At 44.9% G+C, this 11225-nt stretch carries 11 protein-coding genes and 2 tRNA genes; 1 reads left to right on the forward strand and 12 read right to left on the reverse strand.

Annotation, left to right across the window (positions count from 1 at the left end; translation table 11 throughout):
- Window positions 1-116: 116 nt before the first annotated feature.
- The 4 genes from IE074_RS03560 to IE074_RS03575 all read right to left on the reverse strand — a co-directional run bounded on the left by IE074_RS03560 (window position 117) and on the right by IE074_RS03575 (window position 4544).
- A complete protein-coding gene (locus IE074_RS03560) occupies window positions 117-2417 on the reverse strand; it encodes a nitric-oxide reductase large subunit (protein WP_189384082.1) in 2301 nt (766 codons plus the stop codon).
- A 782-nt stretch (window positions 2418-3199) separates the two neighbouring features.
- Window positions 3200-3275: transfer RNA gene (locus IE074_RS03565), tRNA-Asn, on the reverse strand.
- Window positions 3276-3399: 124 nt separating this feature from the next.
- Window positions 3400-3475 (reverse strand) — tRNA-Asn (locus tag IE074_RS03570).
- 160 nt (window positions 3476-3635) lie between these two features.
- Window positions 3636-4544, reverse strand: coding sequence for a polyphosphate kinase 2 family protein (locus tag IE074_RS03575; RefSeq protein WP_189384083.1), 909 nt, complete (start codon window positions 4542-4544; stop codon window positions 3636-3638).
- A 169-nt stretch (window positions 4545-4713) separates the two neighbouring features.
- Between IE074_RS03575 and IE074_RS03580 the strand changes: the two genes are divergently transcribed.
- Complete coding sequence (locus IE074_RS03580) at window positions 4714-4920, forward strand: hypothetical protein (RefSeq protein ID WP_189384084.1); 207 nt, start codon at window positions 4714-4716, stop codon at window positions 4918-4920.
- A gap of 157 nt (window positions 4921-5077) precedes the next feature.
- On the opposite strand, the gene IE074_RS03585 is transcribed toward IE074_RS03580, so the two are convergent.
- The 8 genes from IE074_RS03585 to rbfA all read right to left on the reverse strand — a co-directional run bounded on the left by IE074_RS03585 (window position 5078) and on the right by rbfA (window position 11219).
- Window positions 5078-5290, reverse strand: coding sequence for a hypothetical protein (locus IE074_RS03585; RefSeq protein WP_189384085.1), 213 nt, complete (start codon window positions 5288-5290; stop codon window positions 5078-5080).
- 215 nt (window positions 5291-5505) lie between these two features.
- Window positions 5506-6150, reverse strand: coding sequence for a copper chaperone PCu(A)C (locus IE074_RS03590; RefSeq protein ID WP_189384086.1), 645 nt, complete (start codon window positions 6148-6150; stop codon window positions 5506-5508).
- 42 nt (window positions 6151-6192) lie between these two features.
- Window positions 6193-6699, reverse strand: coding sequence for a copper chaperone PCu(A)C (locus IE074_RS03595; RefSeq protein ID WP_189384087.1), 507 nt, complete (start codon window positions 6697-6699; stop codon window positions 6193-6195).
- Window positions 6700-6733: 34 nt separating this feature from the next.
- Window positions 6734-7327, reverse strand: coding sequence for an SCO family protein (locus IE074_RS03600; RefSeq protein ID WP_189384088.1), 594 nt, complete (start codon window positions 7325-7327; stop codon window positions 6734-6736).
- Between the two features lie 234 nt (window positions 7328-7561).
- A complete protein-coding gene (locus IE074_RS03605) occupies window positions 7562-7876 on the reverse strand; it encodes a hypothetical protein (protein WP_189384089.1) in 315 nt (104 codons plus the stop codon).
- Between the two features lie 330 nt (window positions 7877-8206).
- Complete coding sequence (gene typA / locus IE074_RS03610) at window positions 8207-10033, reverse strand: translational GTPase TypA (RefSeq protein WP_189384090.1); 1827 nt, start codon at window positions 10031-10033, stop codon at window positions 8207-8209.
- On the reverse strand, window positions 10030-10782 hold the full coding sequence (gene truB / locus IE074_RS03615; protein ID WP_189384091.1) for a tRNA pseudouridine(55) synthase TruB: 753 nt from the start codon (window positions 10780-10782) through the stop codon (window positions 10030-10032). The genes typA and truB overlap by 4 nt, the downstream gene beginning before the upstream one ends.
- Before the next feature lie 23 nt (window positions 10783-10805).
- Window positions 10806-11219 carry a 30S ribosome-binding factor RbfA gene (rbfA, locus tag IE074_RS03620; protein ID WP_189384092.1) on the reverse strand — a complete coding sequence of 138 codons (414 nt, stop codon included), beginning with the start codon at window positions 11217-11219 and terminating at the stop codon, window positions 10806-10808.
- Window positions 11220-11225: the final 6 nt, after the last annotated feature.

The raw sequence follows: 11225 nt of genomic DNA on the forward strand, positions 1-11225 counted from the left end.
ACTGAGTCCTGCCAATGACAGGATTCAGTCCCGGTAAGAGTTTGGGCATTACCATGCAATTAAGCGATTCACACCCAAACCACGATTTCCTTGATTCTGTAGCATTACGCTAAAAATTACAACTCTTTTCTGGACGAAGCCCTGGCATGCGCAACACCACCAGCCGTAACACTGGCATCGTAATCCCCCGAATGAAGCAGGCCAAGCACAACCTGCCAGCCAACCGAAAAAGCACCCACAATAAACACGACATCACCAAAAGTGCGAATCCAGCGCAAGGTTTCCAAAAATCCCTGCTGCAGGAAGGTATCACTACGCGCATACCACATTCCCACCCCCACACTGGCTTCAAACTGAAACAGCCCAACCGGCAACAGGCTGGTTAAAATCATTAACACCAGGCCTGCATTCAGCCACCAGAAACCGGTACCCATCAATTTATCGCTAAACACAAAACCTGGCTTGATATAACGCAGTACCAGCAGCACAAAACCAATGGCCAGGAACCCATATACGCCAAACAGGGCAGCATGTGCATGCACAGCCGTCGTGTTCAAGCCTTGCAGGTAGAACAAGGCAATCGGTGTATTAATCATGAAACCAAAAATACCGGCGCCCACCATATTCCAGAATGCAACGGCCACAAAACACATCAATGGCCACTTCACTTTTTCCATCCATGGTGCGCGTGTTCTCAGGCTCCAGTGCTCCCATGCCTCATAGCCCAGCAGAATCAAAGGCACAACCTCCAGCGCGCTAAACGCGGCACCAATCGCCATAATAGGCGTTGTGGTGCCCGAGAAATAGAGGTGATGAAAAGTGCCGGGTACGCCACCCACCATAAACAGTGAGGCAGCCGCCAGACTGGCCGTGGTTGCCATCCGCCGGGAAACCAGGCCCATACTGGAAAAAACAAAAGCCAAAGCGGTTGTGGCAAAAACCTCAAAGATCCCCTCTACCCACAAGTGCACCACCCACCAGCGCCAGTATTCCATAATCGTGATATTGGTGCGTTCACCATAAAACAGGCCGGTACCATAAAACAAACCTATCGCAATGGTTGACGTACACAGCAGGGCCAGCAGGTTTTTATCACCGCCCTGCTTCAGTGCAGGTATAAAGGCCCGAAGCATCAGTCCCAGCCAGAAAACAATACCAATAAACAAAGCCAGCTGCCAAACCCGGCCAAGATCCAGATATTCATACCCCTGGTGACCCAACCAGAAATTCAGGTGTTCTGGCATAACCTGCTTGATGGCCAGGAAATTACCGGTCAATGTTCCCACCACAACCACCACCAAGGCCACAAACAATATATTCACCCCCAGCTTTTGATACGGAGGATCTTTCCCGCCGTTAACCAATGGCCCCAGAAACAGGCCAACACTTAAAAATGCTGTGGCAATCCAGAAAATGGCCAGTTGCAAGTGCCAGGTGCGGGTTAATGAGTAAGGAAACCACTGTGAAACATCAATCCCATAAAAATGCTGCCCCTCGATAGTATAGTGCGCGGTAAATCCACCCAACAGAACCTGCGCGGCAAACAAGGCAACCACGACAAACAAATACTTGCCCAAGGCTTTTTGTGACGGGGTTAGCCCCACCAGCGAAAGCGGGTCATTGGCAGGTGCCTGGGGCTCTGGCTCATGGCGGCGTAAAAATGCCCAACCCATTACCAGAAAACCGGTTCCGGCAATCAGGATAATCACGCAGGCCAAAGACCACAGTACGTTTTCGGTTGTCGGCTGGTTATCAATCAAAGGCTCGGGTGGCCAGTTATTGGTATACGTTGCCACGCTGCCCGGTCTTTCGGTAGAGGCCGCCCAGGAAGTCCAGAAAAAGAATTTGCCTAACGCCTGCCTGCGTGCATCATTAGGCAGGGTATTTTCTTTCATGGCATAGTTGTCTCGCATTTGCTGCAGCGCAGGATCATCACCATACAGCCTGAAATAATGGTCCGCCGTTTGCTCAATGGCCTTTGCGCGGCGTTCGGACACCGTCACCACACCTGTTTCTTCATTCAGGGTATTGGTCCTGAACTCTTTTTTGGCCGCATAATTCAGGCTTGCCTGACTATCAAAATCCAACTCATCATATGACTTGCCATATTTGTCCAGCGCAGCCAGATCCAGCCAGGCCATCAGTTCCCGATGCAACCAGTCTGCCGTCCAGTCAGGGGCCTGGTAGGCACCATGCCCCCAAATGGAACCGATCTGCATTCCACCGGTACTTTGCCAGGCCGTTTGGCCATTCAAAATATCGTCTTTGGTCATCAAGACCTTGCCAGAAGGTGTGACCACCTGATTGGGAATGGGGGGCACATGCTTGTAGACCTCTACTCCGGCCACCCCAAGGATTGTAAAGGTGATCGCCAGAACGGCGATTAACGTCCACCATAGCTTCTTGTACTCTCTCATGACACTTCCTCCCTCATGCCTACTTGTGAAACCGTGACTTCACTCACAAACAAATTGATTGCGAAATTCAACTGATGAAACAGCAATCAAGCGGTAGAACCAGCCATTGTTTTAATATTTATTTGAATAAGACCAATGGCTTAATATTTATATCCCTGTCAAGTATGACATATCCGCATTGAACGCCAGAGACCGTAACGAGTCAAGCAAAAGTTATTCAAGCCATCATATTCTAAAAAAAACAACAGGTAATATTCATAAGCGGAAAAGTGATTTGTCTTGATGCAGGCTAATTAATATACTTATTCGCTCTGATGTGAATAAATCAAACTACGTTTAACATATAGCTGCTACATGTCACGCTTCTTTTTGTCCTTAAAATTCAGCAGCCTGGTTTTATCATTGCCCGCAATATCTGCCAAAGCACTTAATTTACATGCCACCAACCATCCCGGAAGATGAACATCCGCGTACCGCAGCCATGGTCGGTCATCCAGTCGATTAAAGACTATGGTTTTTGGCAAACACCCAAGTATAAGAATGTTCATTTTAACAACGGATTTATTTTAGGTAGTTATTTTCAAGCTTTTAACACTTACACTTAAACCTTAAAACAATTATTTATTTTTTATGGTGTTAAAAAGTAATCCATATAAGGGAAACGTATAATTTTGTCTGAAAGGTATTCCGTCGAGACCCAATAAATAACCAGTGATTTATACAGAGACAGACAAGAAAAAAGCCGGCCATCAAATCCATGATGACCGGCTTTTTTAGAATTTTGGCTCCCCGAACTGGGATCGAACCAGTGACCTGCGGATTAACAGTCCGTCGCTCTACCGTCTGAGCTATCGGGGAATAAGAAAGCTATTATAGCAACAAAAATCATAAAATTGCAAGAACATGACAGCAAAATATAATTTTTGAATTTCTGGATTTTAATTTTCCAGATTTAAAATCCATAAAAACAGATTTTAAAATTTGGCTCCCCGAACTGGGATCGAACCAGTGACCTGCGGATTAACAGTCCGTCGCTCTACCGTCTGAGCTATCGGGGATCAAATAAGAATGAAATTATGCAACAAACCAGCCAATGTGACAAGTGCTTCAGGATTTTTATGCAATTTTTTTATTTTTTTGTGGTTTTAAAGTGTCAGTTATTAAAATATTGCAATAGCGCGATGCCCCCCCATATCAGGCCAAAAAAAGTGCCAGCATTTATATTTTGTATATATCACGCTCTTCTTTATCAAGAATATCCTTGTAAGACTTAAGGGATACAATAATTTCATTGCTTAAACTTGGGTATTGCAAGTCAAGATCCTTCAGGGTGGACAGTACTGCATCTGCCACGGCCAGCCTGGCGTACGCTTTATTATCTGCCGGAATCACATACCAGGGGGCATGCTCACAAGCGGTATGTCTAATGGTTTCTTCATAGGCATACATGTACTTTTTCCAAAAAGTACGCTCATAAAGATCATTTTTATCAAATTTCCAGTTTTTCTTGGGATTATCAATCCGCTCTATGAATCTTGCTTTTTGCTCTTCAGGAGACAGATAAAGAAAAAACTTTAAAATCCTGGTGCCATTGCGTGCCATATGTTTTTCAAAAGCGCAAATATCATCCAACCGCTCTTCCCAAATATTTTCCGTCACCAGATTATTGGGCAGGTTCTGCGCTTTTAACAGTTCGGGATGCACCCGCGCAACCAGGGTTTCTTCATAGTAGGAACGGTTAAAAACACCAATGTTTCCACGCTGTGGCAAACATTTACTGGTGCGCCATAAAAAATCATGTCCCAGTTCTTCTACTGATGGGCGGCCAAAAGCATAAACCTCACATCCCTGAGGATTAACGCCCGACAATATGTTTTTGATGGTGGAATCTTTTCCCGCGGCATCCATGGCCTGAAAAATAAGCAATAATGACCATTTATTGTCAGCGTACAAAACATTCTGGAGATCGGAAATCTCTTCAACCATCTCCTTGAGTTCAGCTTCTGCCTCGTTTTCGTTAATTTTCTCATCAGGAGCGGTTTTACAGTCTTTCAGCTGAAATTTACCACCATCATCCACCCTATATTTTTTTGAAAAATTATTTTTACCAATATTGTTTTTTGCCATTGAACAGCTCCATGTGAATAACACTTTTTAACATAAGATGACGATATATGGCAAAAGGCCAAATCTGAAATTGCATCAATTAGTGTATATGCTTGCGGTCGCTCAAGGCTTACTGTAACGTTAAAACGTAGATGAAATTATTAGTGTTTCTAACCACCAGGAGCAAGCTATGACGTCTCACTCAAATGCCAATGATAAAAAAGAACCACACACCGGTAAAGTCAGCAATGACACCAACCAACAAGGCAAAAAGCATCCCACACAGTTAAATCAAGGCCAACGAACCCCTGAAAGCCGTAGCGATCGTGAAGCACACATTGGTGGAAGCAATCAAACACAATCACGCCGGGGGTCTACCGGCAATCAGAATCGCTAAAGCGATTAATTGTATTCATGGCATAAACTTTTTTGTGCAGGAAAACAAAAATCCGGAACGGGTAAACCAGCCGGTTCCGGAGAATTTGTATCTTATAATCCCGCGAAAATATCGAGCTTGTGAAAAACAGCACCTTAGACAGGGACACTGGCTTGGCTTAGCCTGTTCTGCTCCATTGAAATAAAAAAACTAAAAACAACACCCCCGCCAGGATAAACATAAACTTCATCATGCGTGCACCATTGTCATTAAGCCATTGGATGGCTACACCGATGGTACCTGACCAAAGCCGGTTAATTTTACGACTAAAAAAACGCGCAAGCCAAAACAGCACTAAAAATATAATCAGGAATTTAAAAAAGATGGCCATTTGGTTCAAAATATCTATTCACAGGACATTCACAGCTTACACACAATTTACTAACAGTGTTGTTAACATTTTTGGAAATTAATAAGTTATTAACAAAAAAAGAGAACAAAAATGTGAATAGCACTTTAACAATTCTGTAAAAGAATCGTATGTTATTGAATTTTAATAATATTTAAATATCTGCTTATTTATTAAGCAAAAGCGAAATTCAACGCTTAATAGCTCAAAGAATTCGGTGGGTTGACTTTGCATTGCACTGTTTTCATGCCTGTGTCCTGAAAATAGAATTGCAATGAGATGAAATCTCCCGGCTTGATGTCTGCCTGTTTATTCTCTAGCATAATGTGATACGTATTCACTGAAAAAGACAGTGATCCGTTAGCGGCGATACTTATCTCATCAAGACTTTCCATGGTAGTCATACCCTTCTTGCTGACGTTTTCATGCATAATGGCCGAAGCATAAGACCGGGTTTTAATAGCGTTTAAAACAAGCTCCTTGCCAGAGTTATTCTTTAATTCGAAGTAAGTGGCAGCAGGTAAATTTCCAGGCAATAATCTTACCCAGCATCGATCAACCTCTACATTATCCAACTCAATCAATTTTGCTTCAGTTACCTGGCTTTGCACTGCATTTGGGTTTTCCTCCACCAAAAGCAAATGAGCAGGAATTTGACTAATCCATTCTTCCGCCAGCAAATTGCCCTGATCATCGTACTTGACTCTTTTTACACCTTCGGCAGTGCAGATTTCAATCCATTCATAGTCGGGCTCTTTGAAATAATCAACAGCCAACCATGAAATACCGGCCATCAGCAGAACCGGAATAAAGAATTTAAGTGTTTTTACAGAGAATTTCATAAACAAGAAAATAAGATCCGGCCTGAAGCCGGATCACAAAAATTAATGGCCGTGCTTGTTCATTTGCACAGGCTGCCCATGACCATGCATTGAGCTTTCAGCAGACTTTGCCAAAGGTCTGGCCGGTGCTTTAATATTGATGGTTTCTTTGCTTCCATCTTTATTTTCAACAACAAGCTGAAGATCAATCTCGTCATTTTCCTTGACCTGGTGATGCAAGTCGATAAACATGATGTGATAGCCACCGGGTTTCAATTCAACCTGCTTCCCATTGGGTAAATCAAGACTGGGGATCTGGCGCATTTTCATGACATCGTCCTGCATGGCCATTTCATGTATTTCCACTGCTTTGGAAATATTGGATTTGGCTTCAATCAGTTTTCCATCTGTATCGGATGTCAATTTCATGAAAGCACCCGTTGCCTGCTGCCCTTGCACAGTAGCGCGAACCCAGGCATCTTCAACGGTGACAGCAGCACTTGCTGACGCTGAAAACAAAGCAGCTGAAATAATCAGGACTGAATTAATCGGTTTAATCAAGAACTTCATGGTATTCCTCTGTATAGGGATTGATTTTCTAAAATTATGCCAGTAATTGACGAATATCTTCTGCGCACTGTTCTGCACTTTGCGCATGTGGCAAAGATATTCTTAATTTGCCATTGGTATCAAAAACGTAACTTAGCGCGCTGTGATCCATTGTGTAGGAAGAACCTGTTGGCACTTTTTTATAATAAATTTTGAATTCTTTCGCGACAGTTTGCGTTTCATCCAGCGTACCGTAAAGCCCAAGAAAAGAAGGATCAAAGGCATCGGTATAAGCTGCCAGCATTTCCGGGGTATCACGTTCCGGATCTATAGTGATGAAAATCACCTGTAATTTATCCGCATCTTCACCCAACAGGTTTTTAATTTCAACAGCACGCGCCAGGGCTGTAGGACAGACATCGGGACACTGGGTAAACCCAAAAAAAATCATGAGCGCTTTGCCCTTGAAATCTTTGACCGTATAGCGTTTGCCGTCAGGTCCCTGTAAATTGAAATCACGCCCAAAGCTTGCACCAGTAAGGTCTTTGCCATGGACAACAAGCGGCTTTTCTTTACTACAAGCAACAAGCATAAGGGGCAATACACCCAAGCCTGTTAGCAACAACCTGCGTTTTTGATTCGTTGACATTGCATGCATTCAAGTTAAATAAAGCATTCAAAATCCCCCTTGAACAGAATGGGAAATGATAGGTTAAAACCGTGTTTTTATCAGGAGAAAATATAAAAGCGTGGTTTATGCCAGTCAAAACTGTTCAAGGTGGAAGCGTATCGTTAAATACTGCAATCATGGCAAGCCTGGTCTAGAAGCTCAACATTGAATGAGCACTTAACAACCTCCCGATTGACGGGTTGATTTTACTTATTAGAATACCAAAGGAGGCGCTCTTGAACCTAGCGGCGGCCCTGACAGGCGGACGTTGATTACCTGGGACTGGTTGAGAGAGGGAACAACCAACTCGGGCAAATTGAAAACTTCAACGCCTAAACCAGGGGAACCCGCTAGCATGCCTTGCGCATTAACAACGCTGAAAGGGCAACTTAACATGCCATCATAGGCATTGTCCGGGTCGGGCTGATGGTGGGGAGTTTCGATTGAAACAAAAGTGGACTGGGTTCCCGCAGGTGTACAAATAATGATCTCTATCTTGCCCTGACCAAGAGCCTGCATATTGGGCATATAACCAACCGGTATGAGCGAACGCAACGCAAACAAGGCCAGACACAAGTATAGGAATACATACCTGTATGAAATACCTTTAGGCGGAGAAATCCGGTTCACATTCATATAAGGAAAGTTAAATTGATCACACTTTAAATTACAAACAGAGGATACCGTCTGATACTAACATTGAAATCTTATGACGTAAACCATAAAACCACTGTAAATACATGGCTTATGATTAAAATCAATTTTTATCACACATAAAAACGGCACCTTCAGATGAGGCCGATAGCCTTACCTGAAGGTGCCGTTTATTTGCCAGCTGTTTTTTACCGGATCTTAAAATTACAAACCGGCATTCTCACGGGAAGCACGCTTACGCTCATGCTCAAGCAGGTAACGCTTGCGCAAACGTATGCTTTTAGGCGTAACTTCAACCAGCTCATCATCATCAATGAACTCGACCGCGTATTCCAGATTCAGCTTGATGGGTGGTACCAGACGCACTGCTTCATCGGTGCCTGATGCACGGATATTGGTTAATTGCTTGCCCTTGATGGGGTTAACCACCAAGTCATTATCGCGACTGTGAATACCGATAATCATGCCTTCATACAAAGGCTCACCGGGTGACACAAACATACGGCCACGGTCTTGCAATTTCCACAAGGCATAAGCCACGGCATCACCGTTATCCTGACTGATCAGAACACCATTGCGACGCTCACCTATGCTACCTTCACGTACAGGAGCATACTCATCAAAAATATGGCTCATCAGACCCGTTCCGCGTGTCATTGACATAAACTCGGTTGAGAAACCAATAAGGCCACGGGCAGGAATACGGTACTCCAGACGGGTACGGCCACGGCCGTCAGATTGCATATCAAGCAACTCGCCTTTACGACGCCCCAACTCTTCCATCACCCCGCCCTGATGTTCATCTTCAAGGTCAATGGTTAACAGCTCCAGCGGTTCGCAACGTACACCATCAATTTCCTTGTAAACCACGCGGGGACGGGATACAGCCAGCTCATAGCCTTCGCGACGCATGTTTTCAAGCAAAATGGTCAGGTGCAGCTCACCACGGCCAGATACTTCAAAGACGGTATCATCATCGGTATCTTTTACACGCAGGGCCACATTGGATTTCAGCTCAAGATTCAGGCGATCACGAATCTGGCGACTGGTCACGAACTTACCCTCACGGCCTGCCAACGGTGATGTATTAACCATAAAGTTCATGGTTAAAGTGGGTTCATCAATTTTCAGCATTGGAAGGGCTTCAGGCCTGGACGGATCACACAAGGTGCAGCCAATACCAATTTCATCAATACCGTTAATCAGGACAATGTCGCCGGCTTCAGCGGAATCCACCTGAACACGCTCCAGGCCCTGGAACTTGAGAACCTGGTTTACACGCCCTTTGGAGCTTGCACCATCCTCACCAAATTTGACCACAACCTCTTGACCGGCACGAATGCGGCCACGGTTGACACGACCAACACCAATCTTGCCCACATAGCTGTTGTAGTCAAGTGAGATGATTTGCATTTGCAAAGGAGCATCTTTGTCATCATTGCGCTGTGGAACGTGTTTCAAAATAGCGTCAAACAAGGGACGCATATCGCCTTCACGCACATCATCAGTCAGACCCGCAAAACCAGACAGGCCTGAGGCGTAAATGACCGGAAAGTCAAGCTGTTCTTCTGTCGCGCCAAGCTTGTCAAACAAGTCGAAAGTAGTATTGATAACAAAATCGGGACGTGCGCCGGGACGGTCAATTTTATTAACCACAACAATGGGTTTCAAACCAAGGGCAAGCGCTTTTTTGGTCACAAAACGGGTTTGTGGCATAGGACCTTCCACCGCATCAACCAGCAGCAAGACACCATCAACCATCGACAATACACGTTCCACCTCACCACCAAAGTCGGCGTGTCCGGGAGTATCAATAATGTTGATGTGGGTACCTTCGTATTCAACGGCACAGTTCTTTGAAAGAATGGTAATGCCGCGTTCTTTTTCGATATCACCGGAGTCCATGACACGTTCAGCAATATGCTGGTTATCACGGAACGTACCCGCCTGATGTAATAACTGGTCAACCATGGTTGTTTTACCATGGTCAACGTGAGCAATAATCGCAACGTTACGGAGCGCTTGGCTCATAGTATTTCCTTTTGAAGTAGTTTTAACGGCACCAGGCCGTCTGGTAGTTCATCCAGGGCTCTCAGCGTGTCAACCGGTGATTCCATACTCTGCAATGAGGCCAGGTCAATTGCATCATCTATGGTAAACGGGCCAACAGCCGTTCGCCGCAAGGCAATAAGGTGCGCAAAGCAACCCAATGCCCTTCCAATATCCTGGGCAAGTGTGCGTATATAAGTTCCTTTACTGCAGAACACTTCCAACTCAACCATCTCAGGTTGAACACGCAACACATTTATTTCGTAGATGGTAATTGTACGAGGTTCACGCTCAAGCTCTATTCCCTGGCGTGCATATTCATAAAGCGGACGCCCATCCCGCTTCAAGGCCGAATACATCGGCGGAATTTGCTGTATTTCACCCAAAAAATCGGGTAATACCTTGTTTAACTGTTCTGCTGTAATACCGGTAAAACCCGCTGCTTCCTGAACGACAGCACCTGTCAGGTCGCCCGAATCGGTTTCCGAACCCAACTGAAGCGTGGCAATATATTTTTTATCCACATTCAGCATGGGACCACATATTTTAGTCGCTTTTCCAAAACAGCAGACTAACAAGCCGGTCGCAAAGGGATCCAAGGTTCCTGTATGACCGGCTTTTTTTGCATCCATAGCACGTCTGGCTCTTTGCAGGGCATGGTTGCTTGATAAATCTACTGGTTTATCAAGCAGCAGCACCCCGGTAATGTCCAGACCTTTCCTTCGTCCCATTTGTTTACCCAAATACCAGGCAATTATTTTTTGCCTGTTTCAATATCATCAAGATTATCTGTTTGCACAGGAAAATCTTCCGGACGGTTTGCGCGATCTATAAGCTGTGTCATCTCAATGCCACGCGCCATCTGCTCATCATGAATGAAACGCAAAGTGGGCACCGTATGAATATGCAGCATTTTAAACAGCAATGAATGCAACCAGCCCGCCTTTTCATTCAGGGCGGCAGAGGCCACATCAGGCTCTGCACCCAGAACAGTGAAATACACTTTGGCATGCGCATAATCAGCACTTAGATCAACCCCGGTCAGGGTAATAAGGCCTACACGGGACATATCCAACTCACGCTGGACAAGGACTGCCAGATCTTTCTGTATCTGATCTGCCAGTCGCACATTGCGGCTGGCAGGTGATTTTGACTTGTGTCGATTCATAATAAA

It is taken from the genome of Advenella faeciporci, from assembly GCF_014652395.1.
GTDB lineage: Bacteria > Pseudomonadota > Gammaproteobacteria > Burkholderiales > Burkholderiaceae_B > Advenella > Advenella faeciporci.